Consider the following 21,165-nt stretch of genomic DNA (forward strand, 5'->3'; position numbering starts at 1 on the left):
GCCGCCGCCGAGCCCGCGACGATGCTGGGCGGCGACCCCCGCAAGGATTCCGTCTACTTCGCGATGACCGCGCGCTTCAGCGACGGTGACGCGGCCAACAACAGAGGCGGCAACCAGCACACCTCCTCCGGCAACGCGGCCAATGAAGACCCCATGTTCCAGGGCGACTTCAAGGGCCTGGCCGAGAAGCTCGACCACATCAAGGGCCTCGGCTTCCCGGCGATCTGGATCACGCCGGTGGTGCTGAACCGCTCGGACTACGACTACCACGGCTACCACGGCCGGGACTTCTACGCGATCGACCCGCGCCTGGAGTCCGAGGGCGTCTCCTACCAGCAGCTCATCGACCGGGCCCACGCCAAGGGCATCAAGATCTACCAGGACGTGGTCTACAACCACAGCTCCCGGTGGGGCGCCAAGGACCTGTTCACGCCGACCGCGTTCGGCGTCCAGGACGCGGATCGGGGCGACTACTACGACGACAAGGTGGCCGGCAAGGAGTACAACCCGCTGGAGGAGGACGCCAAGGGCCACCACTGGCACTGGTAGAGCTTTTTGCCGTCCGGGGCCGTGCCTGCGGGCGCCCCCCCCAGTTCTTGCAGGTATTGCCCGGCGGCTCCTCGGAGGGTGAGGACTCGCGCAGCTGCTGGCTGCACGACGACCTGGCGGACTTCAACACCGAAGGCGCCGGTGCGCAGAAGTATCTGATCGACGCGTACAACAAGTACATCGACCTGGGGGTGGACGGCTTCCGCATCGACACCGCCGTGCACATTCCGCGTACCACCTGGAACCGCCGTTTCCTGCCCGCGCTGCACGACAAGCTGGTCGCGAAGTACGGGGCGGACAAGGCGGACGACTTCTATGTCTTCGGTGAGGTCGCGGCCTTCGTCAACGACAAGGGGAACCGCCGTTCGGTGAACCACTCCGCGCGGTTCTACACATGGAAGGAGCGCAAGGAGTACAGCGCCGACGATGCCAAGGCGTACCTGGAGATGTACGAGTACGAGCAGGCGCAGGGCCCGGCCAACCAGCCCACCAGCACCAACGCGTTCCTCGACGGCAATGAGTACCACGCCCCGGACTGCACGAAGTTCTCCGGCATGAACATCATCGACATGCGGACGCACATGAACTTCGGTGACGCTCAGAACGCCTTCTCCAACGGCAAGGACTCCGACGACTCCGTCAACGACGCCACGTACAACGCGGTGTACGTCGACAGCCACGACTACGGCCCCAACAAGTCCTCGACCCGCTATGCCGGAGGCACCGGCGCCTGGGCCGAGAACATGTCCCTGATGTGGACCTTCCGCGGCATCCCCACGCTCTACTACGGCTCGGAGATCGAGTTCCAGAAGGGCAAACAGATGGACTGCGGACCCAAGTGCCCGCTCGCCGGCACGGGCCGCGCCTACTACGGCGACCATCTCGCGGGCGTGGTGACGGTGTCCGAATTCGGCACGGTGGACAGCGCCACCGGCAAGGTCGCCGAGACCCTCGAACAGCCCCTGGTGAAGCATGTGCAGCGGCTCTACCAGATCCGCCGCGCGGTACCGGCGCTGCAGTCGGGTCAGTACTCCACCCAGGGCGTCGAGGGCTCCATGGCCTACAAGCGGCGCTACACCTCCGGCGACACCGACAGCTTCGTCCTGGTCACCGTGACCGGACAGGCCTCCTTCACCGGCATCCCGAACGGCACCTACACCGACGCCGTCACGGGCGACAAGAAGACGGTGAGCGACGGAACGCTGTCCGTCGCCGCTCCGGGCAAGGGCAATCTGCGCGCCTACGTCCTCGACCTGCCGGGCAATCCCGCACCGGGCCAGGTGGGTGAGGCCGGGCCGTACTTGAAGTAGCGCCGTCACCGGCGGCCCCGGCCGCGCGTTCGTCGGGGTCGGGGCCGACGCGGACCTCAGGTGTCGAGGCCGCCGCGTTCGATGAGGCGGCGGGTGATGACATCGCGCTGGATCTCGTTGGTGCCCTCGCCGACGATCATCAGTGGTGCGTCGCGGAAGTAGCGCTCGACGTCGAACTCGGTGGAGTAGCCGTGGCCGCCGTGGATGCGGACGGCGTTCACCGCGATCTGCAGCGCGGTCTCGGAGGCGAACAGCTTGGCCATGCCCGCCTCCATGTCCACCCGGCGGCCCGCGTCGGCCTCACGGGCCGCGTGCAGGGTGAGCTGACGTGCCGCCGACAGTGAAGTGGCCATGTCCGCCAGGTAGTTGCCGATCGACTGGTGCTGCCAGATCGGCCGGCCGAACGCCTCACGCTGCTGTGCGTAGGCGAGCGAGTCCTCCAGGGCGGCGCGGCCGACGCCCAGGGCGCGGGCGGCCACCTGCAGCCTGCCGGTCTCCAGGCCCCGCATCATCTGCGCGAAGCCCCGGCCCTCGACCCCGCCGAGCACGGCGTCGGGTCCCGCGCGGTAGCAGTCGAAGGACAGCTCACAGCTCTCGACGCCCTTGTAGCCCAGCTTGGGCAGGTCACGGGAGACGGTCAGACCGGGCCCGTGCTCGACCAGGAGCAGCGACATGCCCTTATGCGGCGGGCTCGCGGCCGGGTCCGTCTTGCACAGGAGCGCGATCAGGCCGGAGCGGCGGGAGTTGGTGATCCAGGTCTTCGTGCCGTCGACCCGGTAGCCCTCGCCGTCCCTGCGCGCGACCGTGCGCATCGCCTGCAGATCCGAGCCGCCGCCGGGTTCCGTCAGGGCCATCGTCGCCCGGATCTCGCCGCTCGCCATCGGCGGAAGGAAGCGGCGCTTCTGCTCCTCGGTGCCGTGCCGCAGCAGCAGTTCGGCCACCACGGTGTGCCCGCCCATCGCCCCGGCCAGACTCATCCAGCCCCGCGCCAGTTCCTCGGTGACCAGGACGAAGCACGGTGCGGAGACCGGGGTGCCGCCGTACTCGGCCGGGACGGCGAGGCCGAACACGCCGAGCCGTTTCATCTGCGCGATGAGGGCCTCGGGGTAGATGTCGCCGTGCTCCAGTTCCCGTACGACAGGTCTGACCTCCTTGTCGACGAAGTCGCGTACGACACCGACGATGTCCCGCTCGGCCTCCGACAGGATGTCCAGGGTGCTCACCTTGCGCCTCCTCACGTCTGCGCCCGCCAGGCCCGGGGCGGACGGAGTCAACGCAGGACCACACACCCCCGTTCCGTCAACTCCCGTACCGCATCCGTCTCGGGGCCGACCGGATTCCAGCGCAGATCCAGCTTCTCCAGGGAAGGCAACTCGGCCAGCCACGGCGGCAGTTCGCGCAGCCCGTTGCCGCGCAGGTCGAGGCGGCGAAGCAGCGGCAGGCCGCGCAGCGCCTCCGGTACGGCGGTGAAGCGGTTCTCGCGGAGCTCGACCTCGCGCAGCTGCCGCAGCTGCCGTACGCCGGCGGGCAGGTCCGCGAGCAGATTGCCGCGCAGCCACAGCTCGCGCAGCTCGACCAGGCCGCCGAGGGTGTCGGGCAGGGCGGTGAGGCCGCAGTCCTGGGCCCGCAGCTCGACCAGGGAACGCAGGGCGCCGATCCGGGGCGGCAGGGCGCCGAGCGGGTTCTCGCCGACGTTCAGATAGGTCAGCCGCTCCAAGTCGCCAAGCGAGTCGGGGAGGTGGGTGAGGCGGTTGCCGTGGACGTACAGGCAGCCCGAGAGGGCGGTGAGGGTTCCGATCTCCTCCGGCAGCGCGGTGAGGCGGTTGTGGCCGAGGTCTAGGGTGCGAAGCCGGGTCAGACGGCCGATGCGCGGGGACAGTGTGGTGAGCGCGTTGTCGGCGAGGATCAGCTCCTCGGCGTCCATGTGTTCCCATACGTCCGGCGGGACTTCCCTGAGCCCCGCCTTCCAGTGGCTGACGGTGTTCTTCCGGGGATCGGCCTTCCGGGGGCCCGCGTTCACGGGGACGGCCTTCGGAGGGTCCGCCGCCGATCCTTGCCGCCCTGCCGGTCGGTGAAGGGTCCGGCGGGCGTATCGGGTACGTCGTACGGATCGAATACGGGGAGATCGCCCTGGAACACCTCGGGTTCCCGCGGCAGTTGACGCGGTTCGTCCGGTCGGCCCGCCATTCGTTCCCTCCCGCGGCTAATGGTTGGCGGGAAAGTTATCATTAGCTTCATGTCGGATGCCCAGCTGGCCCTCGCCCTCGCCCTCACGATCCGCCACGACGGCCATGGCGGCATCGCGGACGGTCTGGCGGATCCGGAGGGCCTGACGCGCTGGGTGCGCGAGCAGTCCGCCGCGCTCACCGCCGCCGGTGTGCCGGCTGCCGGCTTCACGGCGGACGCCGCCGCGCTCACCGCGGTACGCGAGCTGCGCCAGGCGGTGCGCGCCCTGTTCGCCCGCGCGGTCCGCCCCCAGGAGCCGAGCCCTGCCGACGCGCGCCGGCTGCTGCCCCTGCCCGAAGCCCTGGCCCGGCTCGACGCGGCTGCCGCCCGCGTCCCCGTCACGCCCCGCTTCACCTGGCCCGCCGACGGCGACCCCGTCGTGCGCCACACCGCGGCCGCCCCGGCACCCCCCGCTGACCTGCTCGTTTCCGCGCTGGCCCGCGCCGCCATGGCCTTCCTCGCGAGCCCCGGGCGGGCCAAGCTGCGCGCATGTCACGCGCCACGGTGTGTGCTCTACTTCCTCAAGGAGCACCCTCGCCAGGAGTGGTGCAAACCCTCTTGCGGCAACCGCGCCCGCGTCGCCCGCCACCACGAGCGGCACCGCTCCTGACCGCGGCGGTCAGCCTCGACCCGCGCCCCCGGAACCCGTCCTGTCCTCCGCAACGGAACCCGTCCTGTCCTCCGCAACGGAATTCGCCCTGCCCTCGGAAACGGAACTCGCTGTGACCCCCGAACCCGCCATGACCACCGGATCCGCCGTGACTCCCGAACGGGATCTCGGCCGGCTTCTCACCGGTCTGCGCCCCCAGCTCGCCCCCGGCCGTTATGTGTACGCCACTGTCACCGGCGCGGTCCCGGCCGGTGTCGACCCGGTCGTCACGGTCGCCGAGGCCGAGGGTCGCACGCTGGTCGTACGCCAGGAGGAGGCCGACGCCGCCGGGCTCGCGTACGACTTCGTCGCCGCCTTGATCACGCTGCGGGTCCACTCGGCCCTCGACGCGGTCGGCCTCACCGCCGCCGTCGCCGCGGAACTGGCGGCCGAGGGCATGTCCTGCAACGTCGTCGCGGGCTTCCACCACGACCATCTCTTCGTGGCGTACGACCGGGCCGAGGAGGCCGTCGCGGTCCTGGAGCGACTGGCGCGACGGTCCGCGTAGCGCGCGTGGGGGGTAGGGGGTGCGCGGAGATTGGGCTCCAAGTGCCTTAAGCAGGCGAAGCGTTCGACGGCAGGCGTGATGACGACGAGGATGTCCGCGCCCTCGCCGGACAGCAACTGGGCGCTGCGGTCGATGAGATGGTGCGGCTCGGCGGAGTGGGCGTGGGATGGTGCGGCGCGGCTCGGTTCGCCGCTGTCGGTGAGGCCCCTGTCGCGGTCCTGTCGCGGTCCTGTCCCGGTCTCCGGGTGGCCGCGCCCGTAAGTGGAGTTGGGACGTTTCTGCCGAGAGCGGACGGCGCATGGTGCCCGGTGCCGAACGTCCCCGCACGCCGGGGCGCGCGGCAGTGGTCCCCGGGTCGCGCAGGACCGCCCGGCAGGTGGCGTCCGCCTCTCTGACCTCGCACGGTGCAGCGCGGGGCCCGGGGGCTCGCGGCGCGGAAAGCCACGTACCATGGCGGCATGTCCTTCCTCCGCCGCCGCAGCGCACCTACCCCCGCTGGTCCGGACTTCGACGTCCTGGCCATGGACCCGGGGGACTGGCCCGGCAACCTCGGCGCGGGCCTGCTGCCCGCGCCCGACGGCAGCTGCCAGGGCGTCTTCCTGCGCTACGACCTGTTCGGGGGTCGTGGCCCCGCCATGGTCATCGGCAATCTGCCGGAGGGCTCCCCGGCGCGGGAGATCGGCGAGAAGGACGTGCCGTTCGAGGTGGCGCAGCTGCTGCTCGCCCTGGAGAACGACGAGGAGATCGAGGTCGTCGAGAGCGAGGACGTCCCGGTCATGCAGGGCGACAACCTGCTGATCGTGCGCCGCCTGAAGCTTTCGGAGAGCCGGATCTCCTGCGTCCAGTTCGACCGCAGCGACAACGTCCTGGTGACCATCGCCGCCTGGGACCGCCCCATCACGGACGACCTGTACGCCCTCCTGAAGCCCCTTCCCGCGGAGCTGTTCCAGCAGGGCTGAGCCTGCGTCTGCGCGGTCGGCCGCGGTGGGCGGCCCGGTGAGGGCTCGGCCGAGCGTCGGCGCCGCGTCCGCCGATCCCGAATCCGCCGGGCGACCGAACAGGTCCCGCCCACGGGGCTGCTGACCGGGCCGAACGCACGGAGCATCCGACCGGGGCGACCCCGCCCGACGGCTGGGCGGACCTGCGCCTTCGGGTGGACCGGCACCTTCGGGCGGCCCACGCCTTGAGCAAGGTCATCGAGCCCCGGGCCGGCCGGCTTCCTGGCCGAGCTGACCGGGCAGTCGGCAGAGCCGACGCCGCAGCGCACCCCCACGTCGATCCCGCCGTGCAGGCCAGGTGCGGACCCTGTCGCGCAGTCTTCGTGCGGACTCTGTCGCGCAGCTTCCCGTGCCGACCCCGCCGCGCAGCCCTGCGCCCCAGGGCCACCGCGCGCCCCAGGGCCATCGCGCGCCCCAGGGCCATCGCGCGCCCCAGGGCGCCTCGCGCCCCGCGCCTCCGGGGCGGCCTCCCTGCCCCCACTCCGTGCATACCCCTTGTCGAGGAGGTCATCGGACCTCTAGCGTCCAGGGTCATGTCTCATGGGATCTCGCGCAGAACCACCATGAAGTCCGCCATCGGCGGTGTCGGAGCGCTTGCCGTAGGGGCGGGCGGGCTCGGTGACCAGGCCGAGGCCGCCACAGCTCCCGGCCCACGTGGCGTAGATACCTCCGATGAATTGCGGCTCTGGTATCGCTCACCCGCCGTGGACTGGGAGCGGGAGGCGCTGCCCATCGGCAACGGCGCGCTCGGCGCCATGGTCCACGGCACTCTCGCGGCCGAGCGCCTGCAGTTCAACGAGAAGACCCTGTGGACCGGCGGTCCCGGTGCCGAAGGCGGCTACGACCACGGCGACTGGACGGCGCCCAGGCCCGGCGTGCTCGCCGACGTCCAGAAGCAGCTCGACGAGCAGGGCCGGCTCGACCCGGAGACGGTGGCGGGGCGCCTCGGCCAGGCGAAGCGCGGGTACGGCGCGTACCAGACCTTCGGCGACCTGTACGTGGACATGCAGGGTGCGCCCGAGGCTCCCGATGCCTCCTATCGCCGTGACCTGGACCTGCGCAGCGCCCTCGCGAGCGTCACGTACATCCATCAAGGAGTGCGCCACACAAGGGAGTTCTTCGCCTCCTGCCCCGACAAGGTGCTCGTCGGACGGCTCGCCGCCGACCGCAAGGGCGCGCTGACCTGCACCCTGCGCTACGCCTCACCGCGCAGCGACTTCACCGCCACGGCCGACGGCGACCGGCTCACCGTACGCGGCACCCTGGAGGACAACGGGCTGCGGTTCGAGGCGCAGATACGCGTACGGGCCGAGGGCGGCACCGTCACCGCGACCAAGGACGGCACGCTCACCGTCAGCGGCGCCGACAGCGCCTGGTTCGTCCTCGCCGCCGGCACCGACTACGCCGACACCCACCCCGGCTACCGCGGCGCCGACCCGCACCAGCGGGTGACGGACACCGTCGACGCCGCGGCCGCCGCCGGTCACGGGACCTTGCGCGGGCGCCATCTGCGCGACCACCGTGCCCTGTTCGAGCGGGTCTCCCTCGACCTCCGCCAGACCACCCCGGCCGACGTGCCCACCGACCAGCTGCTCAAGCAGTACGCGGGCGGCACCACCGCGGCCGACCGGGCACTGGAGGCACTGTTCTTCCAGTACGGCCGCTACCTGCTGATCGCGTCCTCGCGCCCAGGGTCCCTGCCCGCCAACCTCCAGGGCGTGTGGAACCACTCCACGACCCCGCCCTGGGCGGCCGACTACCACGTCAACATCAACCTGCAGATGAACTACTGGCCCGCAGAGGCCGCGAACCTCGCCGAGACGACAGAGCCCTACGACCGCTTCGTGACCGCGCTGCTCGCACCGGGGGAGCACACCGCGAAGGAGATGTTCGGCTCCGGCGGCTGGGTGGTGCACAACGAGACCAACCCGTACGGCTTCACCGGCGTGCACGACTGGGCGACCGCCTTCTGGTTCCCGGAGGCCGCGGCCTGGCTGAGCGCCCAGCTCTACGAGCACTACCGCTTCGGCGGCTCGACCGCCTATCTGCGGGCCACCGCCTATCCCGTACTCAAGGGCGCCGCCCGGTTCTGGCTCGACAACCTGCACACCGATCCACGCGACGGGACCCTGGTCGTCTCACCCAGCTACTCGCCCGAGCACGGCGACTTCACGGCCGGTGCCGCCATGTCCCAGCAGATCGTGCACGAGCTGTTCACCAACACCCTGGAGGCCGCCGCCACCCTCGGCGACGCCCCCGCCTTCCGTGCCGAACTCACCGCGGCGCTCGGCACGTTGGACCCCGGACTGCGGATCGGCTCCTGGGGCCAGCTGCAGGAGTGGAAGGCCGACCTCGACGACCGGAACGACGACCACCGGCACGTCTCCCACCTCTACGCCCTGCACCCCGGCCGGCAGATCGAGCCGGGCAGCAAGTGGGCCGAGGCCGCCAAGGTGTCCCTGACCGCGCGGGGCGACGGCGGCACCGGCTGGTCCAAGGCCTGGAAGGTCAATTTCTGGGCGCGCCTGCGCGACGGCGACCACGCGCACACCATGCTCGCCGAGCAGCTGAAGAGCTCCACGCTCCCGAACCTCTGGGACACCCATCCGCCGTTCCAGATCGACGGTAACTTCGGCGCGACCTCGGGCGTCGTGGAGATGCTGCTGCAGAGCCAGTACGACGCCATCGAGATCCTGCCCGCCCTGCCCGCCTCCTGGCCGGCCGGTTCGGTGCGCGGACTGCGCGCCCGCGGCGGCGCGACGATCGACATCGACTGGTCGGACGGCAAGGCGTCCCGGATCGCGCTCACCGCCTCCCGCACCCGTGAACTCACGGTGCGCAGCGGCCTGTTGGAGGGCGGTGAGCTGAAGTTCAGGGCGCGGGCGGGCCGGACGTACGTCTGGGGCGGCTGAGGGCTGAGGACTGAGGACTGAGGGTTGCGGGCTCGTCACGCGCGGTCCGGCGGCGGCTTCGGGAGGGCGGATACGCGGAGTTCGGCCGTGGCCTGTGGGTAGTTCGGGCAGACGATCGTGAACGTGTGGACATCGGGGTCGTAGACGCCGGTGAAGCGGGTGTTGGTGGCGGCCACGTCGGTGCCTTCGAGCAGCACCCGGCCCGCCACCGGTGAACCGTCGCCCGAGTCGTGGGCCAGGACGGTCACCGAGCGCTCGCCCTCCCGCACGCTCGCGGGCCTCACCGAAGTCCGCAGGACGCCCGACTTCGGCACGGGGCTCCATGCCCCGGCGTAGTCCCAGACCGCCGCACCGCCCGACAGTGTGAAGGCCATCCCGTTGATCTCCGCACCGCCCAACCCGACGGCCTGGGCGGGGACTTCAAGGCGCACCCACTCGCCCGAGGGCGGCAGGGCGCCCAGGTGGCGGCGCTCAGCCGTGCCCGGCGTGCCCCACGGCAGCCGGTCGGCGCCCCAGTACGCCCGGTGCAGCCACTCCGTGGTCCGCCACTGCAGCATGACCTCGTCGGGCGGGGCGTCCGGGTCGAGGAGTACGTACGCGAAGAGGACGTCGTCGTCCGCGACCCGCAGCCGCTCGGTGGCGCCGAGGAAGTAATGCTGGTGCATGCCGTCCGCGCGGACCGAACGGTGCAGCAGCGCACCGTGGAACGGCGCCGGTTCGGCCGTCCACAGCCAGGTGTCGGTGTCGGTGTACTGCTGCGCCCCGGCGGGCAGCCGGTCGTCGATCCAGATCCGATCGCGGCTGTCGAGCTCGCGCCACTCGACGATCCAGCTGCCTTTGTAGCGGCCCTGTTCGTTGCCCGTGGGCGCCACCGAGACCGCCACGTCCACCCGGTCGGGGTGCGCCTGGGTGGTCACCGCGCGCACACCGGCCGGGTTGATCATGCCGTTGCGCCGGTCCTCGAGGCGGCGTACGCCGCGCACCTCGATCCGCCGGGTGGACGAGGAGGGCGCGAAGTCCGGGCGTACGGACATGCCCCAGTCGGCCTGATCGCCGGTGGTGGACGGTGTGCACAGGGCGCAACAGGCCGTGGTGGTACGCAGGTTGGGGCCGGGCTCACGGATCTTCACGATCCAGTCGACGGGATGCATCTCGAGCCAGGCGTGGTGCCGGGTGGGCGGTGTGTCCCAGGGGTCGAGCACGGCCGCCGGGTCGCCGTGCCAGCGGTCCTCCCACAGTGCGCCCCGCATCAGGACGTAGTCCCCGGTGCGCAGGGGCCCGCGGCCGTCGGGGTGGAACGGGTGGAAGGGGAAGTAGGCGCCGGTGTCGCCGGAGAAGGGGTTGACCCAACCGTCGGGCGCGGGCCCGCGGCCCACGAAGTGCCGGGTGAAGAGCCCTCCGGTGTTGTGCACGTGCCAGCTGTTCATCTCGCCGTGGATACCCTGCAGATTGCCCGGCAGGATCCACGAGTCCAGGGTCACCGTGGTGGGCCGCCCGGCGACGAACGGGGGACCGGCGGCGAACGACAGGCGTGGCTGGTCGGCCGGGTTCCCCGGATAGGAGACGACGGACAGATAGGAGCACAGGCCGCCGGGGCCGTACATCCGCTCCAGGAAGACGCTGTCGTAGCGCACTTCGTAGTGGATGTCCTCGATACCGTGCCAGTACTCGTTGACGAACGGCTGCGGCGGGGTCTCGCCGCTCGGCTGCCAGAGCCAGCCCGCCACGAGCACGTCGGGGAGTACGCGGTTCCTGCGGTCCTGGCAGTTGTAGTGCCATTTCCCGGTGAACGATACGAAGTCGTCGGGGCAGCCGAAGAAGACATCGGTGGCCCGCACGGACGGGCTCGCCCGCGACGGCCGCTCGGTGTAGCGGGAGAGCGTGCCGTCCTCGACGACACGCACTTTGTCGCTCTGCAGCATGAGCGAGGTGAAGTCGTCGCCGGTCAGCGGGAACTTGGTGTCGCCCACCACGAGGAAGGCCTGCCGCGAAGAGCTCTCGCGGGCCAGCGACACGCTCGGCAGGGTCATCATGACTGCCACCGCCCGGGTCAGCCGCGTGGCTGCCGCTGCTGACCGGTGCCGCGCAGCACGGCCCGTACGGCGAGCAGCCCGGCCGCCGCGCAGAGGGCCACCAGCGGCACGTCGACCAGCAGGAACTCCCAGCCGATCAGGTACTCACCGCTGACGAAGGTGGCGAGGACTCCGAAGAGCACGGCCCCGGCGAGACCGGCGAGGAGGCGGAGTCCGGGCCGGACGAGGGCGAGGACCGCGCCGAGGACGAGACCGGAGGCGATGGGGAACAGCTCATTCATCGCGCGCCCCCTTTCGGGGCTGATGAGACCTCAAAGAGAGGTTTTGGCGCGACAATAGCGGGCGTATGCGGATCTGTCAGTACGTCAGAAAGCCCTGAAGCAGGCCTGGTTGGCGAGATGCGCGAGTGGGCGCCGGTCGATGGGAGCTCATGCCCCTAACGGATCGCAGCTCATGACGCGCCGCGGCCAAGCTCCCGTCGCAGGGCCGCGATCTCCGCTCGCAGGGCGGCGACGTCGTTCTTGTCGGCGGCCTGGTCGCCGTCGCGCAGGGTCACGAGGAGCGTGCCGCCCGGCTCCAGGCTCACCTCCGCCGCTTCGGCCACGTCGTCGCCGCCCTGGCGGCGCACCGCGACATCCAGGTCCGCGCGCCGGAGGCCGGCCCTGCGGATCACCGCGGGGAGCCAGGCGCCGTCGCGTGCGAGGGTGACCGGGGTGCCTTCCAGGAGGCGGCCGACGCGTTCGGAGACGGTCATCCACCGTACGAGAACGGCGTTCACGGCGATCAGGACGGCCGCGCCGAAGGCGGCACCCGTCACGGAGTTGTCGGGGCCGATGATCGCGTTCTGCACGACATTCGACAGGAGCAGCATCACCACCAGGTCGAAGGTGTTGAGCTGGGCCATGTCCCGTTTGCCCGCGAGCCGCAGCAGCACGAGCACGACGAGGTAGACGAGCACGGTACGTACCGCCTTCTCGCCGTACGAGATCCCCACGTCCATCAGGTCATGCCACATCGCGACTCCACCGCTCGGCTGCGACTTCGTGATTCACCGACAGATTCTGCGCGCACGGTGCGGCGCGGCGGCTCAACGGCGGGCGCGGGCGCGTCGGTGGGCCGCCACCCGCTCACGAGTGGCGCAGCGGCGTGAGCAGTAGCGGCGGGTTGTCGGGCCGCTGCCGTGGGCGAGGTAGACATGGGGGCAGCCGGGAGAGGCGCAGTGTCCGCCGGGCGGGCGCCGGCCGTCCCAGATCAGCACGGCCAGGGCCAGACAGGAGGAGGCGAGGAACCACTCGCCCCACGGTGCGTCGTCGGCGCTGTCCAGGTGGGGGTGCCAGGGCGTCGTCCCGGCGTGGGAGGTGAGGCGCAGCCGGCCCGTGCTGCGGGCGAGCAGCCGGTTCAGGCGGCTCGCGGCGAGGTCGACGTCATCGGCGGTGAAGACCTCGCGCAGGGACACTGCGGCGGCGGACATCTCCTCGACGTCGTGCGCGCTCAGCTCGACGGGCCCCGGTTCGCCGTGCTCGCGCAGCACCTCGGCGACCGCCGAAGGCGAGGGCGGATGTTCCGAACCGGCCTCTTGCGCGAGGGCGTTGAGGAGCGCGACCGTGCGCCGGGCCATGGCCGGGACCCCCAGTCCGTCCGCGGAAGGTGGTGGCGTGGGCATGGACGTGGGCATACGTGGAATGTAACGCAAGTAGCGAAGGATTGAGTTACGTGTCTACCGTCGCCGGACATGGCGAAGGCACGAGACGAGGCCCGGGGCAGGACGGACGGCGGCGGGACGGGCGGCAGGAAGAGCGGCATACCGTCCCCCGGGGAGAAGCGGTCCGGTCTGCGGACCTATCTCGCGGGTGCGGCGACGGCACGCGCGGGGGACGAGATGGCGGAGCCCGCCCTGCTGCTCGCGGGCCTCGCGGCCACCGGCTCGGTCACGGCCGGGGCGGCACTGCTGGCCGGGCTGACCGTCTCGGCGGCGGTGGGCGGGCCGGTCGTCGGCGCGCTGCTCGACCGCAGCGCACGCCCCGGCCGCCTGCTCGCCGCCGCCCTCGCGCTGTACGCTCTGGCGCTCGCCGCGATCCTCGGCGCGCTCGGCCGTCTCCCGTTCGCGGTCCTCGTCCTGGTCGCGGTGGGTGCGGGCCTGCTCGGCCCGGCGCTGTCCGGCGGCTGGACATCGCAACTGCCCGCTGTCGTACTGCCCGAGGCCCTGCCGCGCGCCAACGGCCTGGACGCGATGACGTACAACATCTCCGGCCTCGTGGGCCCGGCACTCGCGGGCGCCGTGGCCGCCGCCCTCGGCGCACCGGCCGCCGTGGTGCTGTCCGCCGCGCTGATCTTCCTGGCCGTGCCCGCGGCGTGGACGCTGCCCGCCCGTCGCCCCGCAGCGCGCGGGCAGGGCGGCACCTCGCTCGCCGCCGACCTGACCGCGGGCTTCCGCGCCATCATCCGCGTACGACCCCTTGCCCGGGCGACCGTCGTATCGGTGATCTCCTGTGCGGGCGCGGGGATGCTGGTCGCCTGCAGTCCGCTGCTGGGGGAGCGGACCTTCGGCGCGGCCGGGCACGGTGCGCTGCTGCTGTCCGGTGTCGCCGCCTCGGCGCTGACCGCCAACGCGCTGCTCGCCCGGTTCCCGCACCCGGCTTGCCCGCACACGCCCTGCCCGCCCAGGCCCGGCCCGGACACGGTTCTCTGGTGCGGCACGACCTTGCTCGCCGTCGCCCTGCTGCTCGCCGCCACCGGCCACCCGGCGCTGGTGGTGGCCGCCGCCCTGGTCGCGGGAGCCGGTGAAGGGCCCCAGCTCGCGGCCCTGTTCGCGATCCGCCACCGCGAGGCGCCCGAACGCCTGCGCGCCCAGGTCTTCACCACCGGCGCCAGCCTGAAGATCACCGGCTACTCCCTGGGCGCCGCACTCGCCGGCTCCCTGGCGAGCCGTTCCCTGACGGGAGCACTGGTGGCCGCGGCCGGGGTGCAGGCACTGGCGCTTGCGGCCTACGCCCTTCTCCGCCGGAAGCCATAGCGCCCGCCCTCCCCACCACTCTCAATCTCCCCCCCTGCGCGAAGTGTTGACGTACCGAGAGCCCCGCCCTGGCTGGGCGCCCTGAGCGGCGAGCCCGGGGCCGGGACGATCCATTGACCCTCCTGACGGCCCTTGCCTACGATGTTCGAGAAAGTGAACGCCGTTCGAAATATCGGACGTTGAGGAATGGTGGGCACGCGCAGAGCAATGAGCGCGCGCACAGCAACGAGCACGCACACAGCAAGGATGAACATGACCGAGTTGTACGGTGTCGACGCCCGGACCGGCGAACGGCTCGACCCGCCCGTGACCGAAACCACCCCCGACCAGGTGGCCGCCCTGTGCGCCACCGCCGACCGCGCGGCCCCCGCCCTCGCCGCGCTGCCGCGCACCACCAGGGCCGCCCTTCTGCGGGCCGTCGCCGACGGCCTCGACGCCGATAGCGAGGAGCTGATCCGGCTCACCGACGCGGAGACGGCCCTCGGGTCCGACGCCCTGCGCGCCGAACTCGCCCGCACCACCGGCCAATTGAGGCTGCTCGCCGACGAGGTCATACGCCCGGACTTCCTCGCCGTACGCCGTGAAGAAGCCACCGACAAGGCGCCCGCCTTCCACCGGACCCTGGTACCCATCGGCCCCGTCGCCGTCTACGCCGCGAGCAACTTCCCCTTCGCCCTGTCCGTCGCAGGCTCGGACACCGCCGCCGCCCTGGCCGCCGGCTGCCCCGTCGTGGTCAAGGCGCACCCCGGCCACCCCCGCGCCTCGCAGCGCACCGCCGACGTCGTGGAGGCGGCCCTGCGCGAACACGGCGCGCCCGAGGGCAGCTTCACCGTCGTGCACGGCATGGAGGCGGGCCGGGCCCTGATCGCCGACCCGCACGTCAAGGCCGCCTCCTTCACCGGCTCGCAGGCCGGCGGGCGCGCCCTGTTCGATGCCGCGAGCGCACGCGAGGAGCCGATCCCGTTCTACGGCGAACTGGGCAGCGTCAACCCGGTGTTCATCACCCGGGCCGCCCTGGCAGCGCGCCGCGACACCATTGTGTCCGGGTACGCCACGGCCGCCACCCGCTATGCGGGCCAGCTGTGCACCAACCCGGGCCTGCTGTTCGTGCCCGCGGGCCACGGCCTCGCCGAGGCCCTCGCCGAAGCGCTGGCGGGCGCCCCCGCGGCCCCCATGCTCAACCAGCGCATCCTGGACGCCTACCGCGAGCGCACCGGACGCCTGGCCGGAACGGCCGAAGTGCTGCTCGCCACCCCCGACGGGCCGCACCTTTTCCGGGCCACCGCCAAGCAGTTCCTGGACGGCCTCGACCTCGCCGAGGAGTGCTTCGGACCCGCGTCCGTGGTCGTGGAGTACGACACCGAGGACGAACTGCCCGCCCTGGCCGCCCACGTACCGGGCTCGCTCACCGCGACCCTGCACGCGGAGCCCGACGACGCCGCGCTGGTGGCGGGCCTGCTGCCCACCCTGAGCCGCAAGGCGGGCCGCCTGGTGTGGAACGGCTGGCCGACCGGAGTGACCGTGAACCGGACCATGCACCACGGCGGACCCTGGCCCGCCACCACCGGCGCCCAGCACACCTCGATCGGCACCGAGTCGGTACGCCGCTTCCAAGTGCCCCTGGTCCTCCAGGACTTCCCGGCGGAACTGCTCCCCGCCCACCTGCTGGCCGACTGACCGGCCACCCGGCCGACTGCCCCCGGCCCCCGAGCCGCTGCCGTACACCACTGCCGTATCACTGCCGTCCGACAACAACCCGCCGCGAGCCCCCGGGACATGCCATGCGCCCTGCCGTACGCAGACCGAGCACCCCACGCACACGCACGCTCCTCATCGCCCTGTCCACCACCCTGATCGCCCTCCTGGGCCTCACCGCCGCCCCCACGCCCCGCGCCCACGCGGCCGGACCCGACTACGCCGGATATCTCTTCGTCTACTTCACCGGAGAGGGCACGGCCGACGGCGAGCAGATCAGGATGGCGCTCAGCCGCGGCAACGATCCGCTGCACTGGCGGGAGCTGAACGGCGGCAACCCCGTACTGACCTCCGACCTCGGCACCAAGGGGGTACGGGACCCGCAGGTGGTCCGCGCGCCGGAAGGCGACAAGTTCTATCTGATCGCCACCGACCTGCGGATGTACGGGGGTGGCGGCGGCAGTTGGGACCAGGTGCAGCGCACCGGCAGCAAGTCGATCGTGGTGTGGGAGTCCGATGACCTGGTGCACTGGACCGACCGGCGCCTGGTGAAGGTCGCCCCCGACACCGCGGGCAACACCTGGGCGCCCGAGGCCGTCTGGGACGAGAAGCGCGGGGAGTACCTCGTCTTCTGGGCGTCCAAGCTCTACGCCGCCGACGACCCGGAGCACACCGGCACCACGTACAACAAGATGCTGTACGCGACGACGAAGGACTTCCGCACCTTCAGCGAGGCCAAGGTGTGGCACGACCCCGGCTACTCGGTGATCGACTCCACGGTCGTCGAGGAGGGCGGCGTCCACTACCGGTTCACCAAGGACGAACGGGGCCCGGACTCCGGCACACCCTGCTCGAAGTTCATCACCGCCGAGAAGTCCACGGAGCTGCGCGCCCCCGCGTACGACTTCGTGGGCGACTGCATCGGCAAGGGCGCCATCGAGCGGGGCGAGGGCCCGACCGTGTTCAAGTCCAACACCGAGGACAAGTGGTATCTGTTCATCGACGAGTTCGGCGGCCGGGGCTACGTCCCCTTCGAGACCACCGACCTGGACTCCGGCGCGTGGACGCCCTCCGTCGGCGCCGAACTGCCCGCACGGCCCCGGCACGGCACGGTGCTCCCGGTGACGGGAGCGGAGTACGCGCGACTGCTCAGCACCTACGGGACACCGGCGTCCAAGAGCCAGGCGCCCGGGAGTTGATGAATCGATTCACCACGCTGCGCGGAAACTGCGCGGCACATGACTGCCGGGCAGCCCTCTGAACTGGGCTGTCCGGCAGCTGCTGTGAAGCGCTTCGATTGATGCTGTCCGAACCGTTGACGTACCCCTCGACGCTCCTTAGTTTTGCTCGGCAAGCGCTTTCCTAAAACGTTTCAACGACTGTTTCGCGCACGCCTGGAGGCTGGACTATGGGTTCGAAAAAGGGTGTTGACAGGCGTCGCCTGCTGAAAGTGACCGGTGCGTCGGTCGCCGCGCTCGGCCTCTTGGCGGCGGGCTGCGGTGCCGGCGGCGGGTCCGGGGACGGCACGGTCACGATCCGGTACGCGTGGTGGGGTGCCGAGGACCGCTCCAAGCGGATCATCGAGACGATCCGGCTGTTCGAGAAGAAGCATCCGAAGATCAAGGTCAAGACCGACTTCCAGCCGTACCCCGACTTCTGGAAGAAGTTCAACACCCAGGCCTCCGGCGGCAACCCGCCGGACGTCTTCCAGAACGCGGTCGGCTTTCTGCGCAAGTACGACGAGCGCAATGTGCTCCTCGATCTGAACGCCCAGGTCAAGGCGGGCAACCTGAGCATGGACAACTTCCGTGCGGGCCTCGACAAGTTCGGCGTCGTCGACGGCAAGCTGCTCGGTGTGCCCGTCGGCTCCAACTCCATGGGCCTGGTCATCGACAAGAAGGTGTACGCCAAGGCCGGTGTCACGCCCGAGCAGGGCTGGACCTGGGACGAGTTCGACGCCGCCGCGAAGAAGATCCGCGACAAGGGCGGCCGCGCGGCGGACAGCGGCATGTACGGCGTGATGTACCTCTACGACCTCGTCCTGCGCCAGCAGGGCAAGGCGTTCTTCACCGAGAAGGGCCTCGGCTTCACCGAGGCCGATCTGACGAAGTGGTGGACCAAGGCCGAGCGGGGAGTCAAGTCCGGCATCGTCGCCGACACCGAGAAGGTGGTCCAGAACAAGCCGAAGTCCGCCGTCACCGCGGAGCTCGCGGCCGGCGAGTTCACCTGGGACAACTTCACCAACCGCTACAGCGCCGAGGGCAAGAGCGAGTACGGCCTCGCGCCGATCCCCACCACCGACGGCAAGAAGACCGGCCAGTACCTGGGCTCGCTCATGCTCAGCGGCTCCAAGCGCACCCAACACCCCAAGGAAGTCGCCCAGTTCATCGACTTCATGGTGCACGACCCCGGGGTCGGCAAGATCATGGGCTATGACCGCGGGGTGCTCGCCACCACCGAACAGTACGAGGCCTACAAGCCGCAGGACCCGGTCAACAAGGAGATAGCCGCGTACGAGAAGTCCCTCGTCGACGCCGGTGTCCTGGAGCAGATCACCCCGCACCCGGCGGGCGCGGACGTCTGCGAGTCGGCGTTCCTGCGGATCGCCGAGGAGCTCACCCTCGGCAAGCGGTCCGTGGACGAGGCGGTCGAGCAGTTCTTCACCGAGTGCAAGACGGCGCTCGGCGGCTGATGGGCACCGCAGTGACACACGCTCCCGCGGCCGAGCCGCTCGCCGAGGACGCCGGGCCACGGCGCCGCCGGGCCGCGGCCACTCCGCCCGACCCCGTCGCGCGGCGCCGCGGCCGGCGCGAGAACCTCGCCGGATATCTGTTCATGTCGCCGTGGATCGCGGGCTTCCTGCTGCTCACGGCGGGCCCCATGGTGGCCTCGCTGTACTTCGCGTTCACCGACTACAACCTCTTCGACGCCCCGCGCTGGATCGGCCTGGACAACTTCAGCGAGATGTTCGCCGATCCGCGCTGGCGCCACTCGGTCTCGGTGACGCTCTGGTACGTCGTCATCGGCACCCCGCTCAAGCTGGGGCTCGCCCTCGGTGTGGCCCTGCTGCTCGCCCAGAAGCGGCGGGCACAGGGCTTCTACCGGGCGGCGTTCTACGCGCCCTCGCTGATCGGCGCCAGCGTCTCGGTCGCCATCGTATGGAAGGCGATCTTCTCGGACGACGCGGTGGTCGACCGGGTGCAGCGGGCCGTCGGCCTCGACCTCGGCGGCTGGATCGGCGACCCCGATCTGATCCTGTACGCCCTGGTGGCACTGACCGTCTGGCAGTTCGGCGCCCCCATGGTGATCTTCCTGGCCGGGCTCAAGCAGGTGCCGCGCGAGTTGTACGAGGCGGCCGAGGTGGACGGGGCGGGACCCTGGCGGCGGTTCTGGAACATCACCCTGCCGATGATCTCCCCGGTGCTGTTCTTCAATGTGCTCCTGGAGACCATCCACTCCTTCCAGATCTTCGCCTCGGCGTACATCGTCGGCGGCGGCGCGGGCGGCAACGCCTGCGGTCCGGCGGACGGTTCGCTCGTCTACACCTGTTATCTGTACGTCCAGGGCTTCGAGAACAGCCGGATGGGGCTGGCCTCCGCGATGGCATGGCTGCTGCTGCTCGCCGTCGCCCTGGTCACGGCGGTCCTGTTCTGGTCCCAGAAGCACTGGGTGCACTACGAGGAGGGCGCCCGATGACGGCCGTCACCAACTTCCGTACGCGCGGCGCCCGTTCGCTGGCGTGGCACGTGGGCGCGCTCGCCGTGCTCGCGGTGGTGCTGTATCCCGTCGTGTGGGTGATCGGGGCCTCGTTCAAGCCGGGCGAGGACATCATCGGCAGTCTGGATCTGCTGCCCACCGAAGTCGTCACCGAGAACTACACCCGGCTCACCGAGGGCATCGCGGACATCCCGATCTCCACGTTCTTCGTCAACTCGGTGCTCGTCGCGGGTGGTTCGGTGCTCGGCGTGCTGTTCTCGTGCTCGCTCGCGGCCTACGCCTTCTCGCGGATCAGGTTCGCGGGGCGCAACCTGATGTTCACGCTGATGATCGGCACCCTGCTGCTCCCGTACCACGTGCTGCTCATCCCGCAGTACGTGCTGTTCCAGAAGCTGGGACTGATCGACTCCTACGCGCCGCTGCTGCTCGGTAAGTACCTGGCCGTCGAGGCGTTCTTCGTGTTCCTGATGGTGCAGTTCATGCGGAACCTGCCGAAGGAACTGGACGAGGCGGCCCGGCTCGACGGCTGCGGGCATCTGCGCATCTACTGGTCGATCATGCTGCCGCTCTGCCGCCCCGCCCTGATCACCAGCGCGATCTTCACGTTCATCAACGCCTGGAACGACTTCATGGGGCCGTTGATCTACCTCAACACCCCGGACAAGTACACCGTCGCCCTGGGCCTGAAGATGTTCGTCGACCAGGAAGGGGTCGCCGACTACGGCGGCATGATCTCGATGTCCCTGGTGGCGCTGCTGCCGGTGCTCGCGTTCTTCCTGGCCTTCCAGCGCTATCTGATCGACGGCATGGCCACCTCCGGGCTGAAGGGCTGAGGGGCTGACGATGAGCGTGAGGACTGTGGAGGCCGGGGCTGTGGAGGCCGGTACCGCGGAGGCCGGAGCTGCGGAGCCCGGCTCCGGGCGGGCCATGGCGCGGCGGACCTTCGGGGAGCGCTTCGGCGTCTTCGCCGAGTGTCTGCTCACCGGCGTGTGGATCGCCCTGGCCGCACTGCCTCTGGTCACCCTGCCCGCGGCCCTCGCCGCCGGGGCCGGGCATCTGCGCCGCGACCTGGCCCACGAGCGGGGCGGGTGGCGGCAGTTCACCTCTGATCTGCGGGCCGCGGCCCGGCGCGGCTGGCTCGTCGGGCTCGGCTCGCTCGGCGCGCTGGCCGTGCTGTGGGTCGACCTGACGGTGATACGGGCGGGAGTGCTGCCCGGCGGCCCGTTCGTGGGCGCGGTCGGGGTGCTCGCGACGCTCGGCGCCCTGGTGGCCGTGGTGCGGGCCGCCGTGTGCTGGCGCCCGGGCGGCTCGTGGCGGGCGCTGCTCGCCTCCGCCGGCCGGCGCACGGTCCGGGATCCCGCCGGGTCCCTGGTCGTGATCTGCGGATTCGCCGTCGTCGCGGCGTCCGCCTGGTTCTCGGTGCCGCTGGCGGCACCCGCCCTCGGGATGGTCACGGCGGCGGCGCTCGCGGTGGAGCGGCGGCAGCCGCAGCACCGTTGAGGCACTGAGCGCGGCTCCTGCCGGGCGTGGCGGCGCGCGGCGGGGCCGCCCCCTT

Annotated in this window: 16 protein-coding genes and 2 pseudogenes; 12 read left to right on the forward strand and 6 right to left on the reverse strand. The window is 71.1% G+C overall.

Annotated features, from left to right (window positions below; translation table 11 throughout):
- Positions 1 to 18: 18 nt before the first annotated feature.
- Positions 19 to 1,859: pseudogene (locus tag ACFQVC_RS05795) on the forward strand (alpha-amylase family glycosyl hydrolase); the annotation flags it as partial.
- Between the two features lie 56 nt (positions 1,860 to 1,915).
- Here ACFQVC_RS05795 and ACFQVC_RS05800 read toward each other — a convergent pair.
- Positions 1,916 to 3,082 carry an acyl-CoA dehydrogenase family protein gene (locus ACFQVC_RS05800; RefSeq protein WP_381827237.1) on the reverse strand — a complete coding sequence of 389 codons (1,167 nt, stop codon included), beginning with the start codon at positions 3,080 to 3,082 and terminating at the stop codon, positions 1,916 to 1,918.
- A gap of 47 nt (positions 3,083 to 3,129) precedes the next feature.
- A complete protein-coding gene (locus ACFQVC_RS05805) occupies positions 3,130 to 3,783 on the reverse strand; it encodes a leucine-rich repeat domain-containing protein (RefSeq protein ID WP_381828239.1) in 654 nt (217 codons plus the stop codon).
- Positions 3,784 to 4,095: 312 nt separating this feature from the next.
- On the opposite strand from ACFQVC_RS05805, the gene ACFQVC_RS05810 reads away from it, so the two are divergent.
- From ACFQVC_RS05810 to ACFQVC_RS05825, 4 genes are all read left to right on the forward strand, one after another.
- The gene (locus ACFQVC_RS05810; RefSeq protein ID WP_381827239.1) at positions 4,096 to 4,695 is read left to right on the forward strand and encodes a CGNR zinc finger domain-containing protein; all 600 of its coding nucleotides are present in this window, start codon (positions 4,096 to 4,098) and stop codon (positions 4,693 to 4,695) included.
- Between the two features lie 148 nt (positions 4,696 to 4,843).
- Positions 4,844 to 5,242 carry an ACT domain-containing protein gene (locus ACFQVC_RS05815; RefSeq protein WP_381828242.1) on the forward strand — a complete coding sequence of 133 codons (399 nt, stop codon included), beginning with the start codon at positions 4,844 to 4,846 and terminating at the stop codon, positions 5,240 to 5,242.
- Between the two features lie 458 nt (positions 5,243 to 5,700).
- Positions 5,701 to 6,201: a hypothetical protein gene (locus ACFQVC_RS05820; protein WP_381827241.1), complete on the forward strand. Its 501-nt coding sequence runs from the start codon at positions 5,701 to 5,703 to the stop codon at positions 6,199 to 6,201.
- A gap of 602 nt (positions 6,202 to 6,803) precedes the next feature.
- The gene (locus ACFQVC_RS05825; protein WP_381828244.1) at positions 6,804 to 9,152 is read left to right on the forward strand and encodes a glycoside hydrolase family 95 protein; all 2,349 of its coding nucleotides are present in this window, start codon (positions 6,804 to 6,806) and stop codon (positions 9,150 to 9,152) included.
- A gap of 35 nt (positions 9,153 to 9,187) precedes the next feature.
- On the opposite strand, the gene ACFQVC_RS05830 is transcribed toward ACFQVC_RS05825, so the two are convergent.
- The 4 genes from ACFQVC_RS05830 to ACFQVC_RS05845 form a co-directional block, all read right to left on the reverse strand.
- A complete protein-coding gene (locus ACFQVC_RS05830; RefSeq protein ID WP_381827243.1) occupies positions 9,188 to 11,185 on the reverse strand; it encodes a hypothetical protein in 1,998 nt (665 codons plus the stop codon).
- Between the two features lie 17 nt (positions 11,186 to 11,202).
- On the reverse strand, positions 11,203 to 11,466 hold the full coding sequence (locus ACFQVC_RS05835; RefSeq protein WP_381827245.1) for a hypothetical protein: 264 nt from the start codon (positions 11,464 to 11,466) through the stop codon (positions 11,203 to 11,205).
- Positions 11,467 to 11,636: 170 nt separating this feature from the next.
- Positions 11,637 to 12,200, reverse strand: a complete 564-nt coding sequence (locus tag ACFQVC_RS05840) for a DUF421 domain-containing protein (RefSeq protein ID WP_381827246.1) — start codon at positions 12,198 to 12,200, stop codon at positions 11,637 to 11,639.
- A 72-nt stretch (positions 12,201 to 12,272) separates the two neighbouring features.
- Positions 12,273 to 12,860, reverse strand: coding sequence for a CGNR zinc finger domain-containing protein (locus ACFQVC_RS05845; protein ID WP_381827248.1), 588 nt, complete (start codon positions 12,858 to 12,860; stop codon positions 12,273 to 12,275).
- Between the two features lie 156 nt (positions 12,861 to 13,016).
- Here ACFQVC_RS05845 and ACFQVC_RS05850 point away from each other — a divergent pair, with 156 nt between their 5' ends.
- From ACFQVC_RS05850 to ACFQVC_RS05880, 7 genes and pseudogenes are all read left to right on the forward strand, one after another.
- Positions 13,017 to 14,198 (forward strand): MFS transporter, encoded by a 1,182-nt coding sequence (locus ACFQVC_RS05850; RefSeq protein WP_381828246.1) that lies wholly within the window; start codon positions 13,017 to 13,019, stop codon positions 14,196 to 14,198.
- A gap of 252 nt (positions 14,199 to 14,450) precedes the next feature.
- Complete coding sequence (locus ACFQVC_RS05855; protein ID WP_381827250.1) at positions 14,451 to 15,875, forward strand: aldehyde dehydrogenase family protein; 1,425 nt, start codon at positions 14,451 to 14,453, stop codon at positions 15,873 to 15,875.
- Between the two features lie 104 nt (positions 15,876 to 15,979).
- Positions 15,980 to 17,068: pseudogene (locus ACFQVC_RS05860) on the forward strand (glycoside hydrolase family 43 protein); the annotation flags it as partial.
- Positions 17,069 to 17,301: 233 nt separating this feature from the next.
- On the forward strand, positions 17,302 to 18,585 hold the full coding sequence (locus ACFQVC_RS05865) for an ABC transporter substrate-binding protein (RefSeq protein WP_381827252.1): 1,284 nt from the start codon (positions 17,302 to 17,304) through the stop codon (positions 18,583 to 18,585).
- Positions 18,585 to 19,589, forward strand: a complete 1,005-nt coding sequence (locus tag ACFQVC_RS05870) for a carbohydrate ABC transporter permease (RefSeq protein WP_381827254.1) — start codon at positions 18,585 to 18,587, stop codon at positions 19,587 to 19,589. Before ACFQVC_RS05865 ends, ACFQVC_RS05870 begins: the two co-directional genes overlap by 1 nt.
- Positions 19,586 to 20,443, forward strand: a complete 858-nt coding sequence (locus ACFQVC_RS05875; RefSeq protein WP_381827256.1) for a carbohydrate ABC transporter permease — start codon at positions 19,586 to 19,588, stop codon at positions 20,441 to 20,443. Before ACFQVC_RS05870 ends, ACFQVC_RS05875 begins: the two co-directional genes overlap by 4 nt.
- 94 nt (positions 20,444 to 20,537) lie before the next feature.
- A complete protein-coding gene (locus tag ACFQVC_RS05880; protein WP_381828248.1) occupies positions 20,538 to 21,110 on the forward strand; it encodes a hypothetical protein in 573 nt (190 codons plus the stop codon).
- The last annotated feature ends 55 nt before the right edge of the window (positions 21,111 to 21,165 follow it).

Origin of the sequence: Streptomyces monticola (assembly GCF_042665355.1) — a bacterium.
Lineage (GTDB): Bacteria > Actinomycetota > Actinomycetes > Streptomycetales > Streptomycetaceae > Streptomyces > Streptomyces monticola.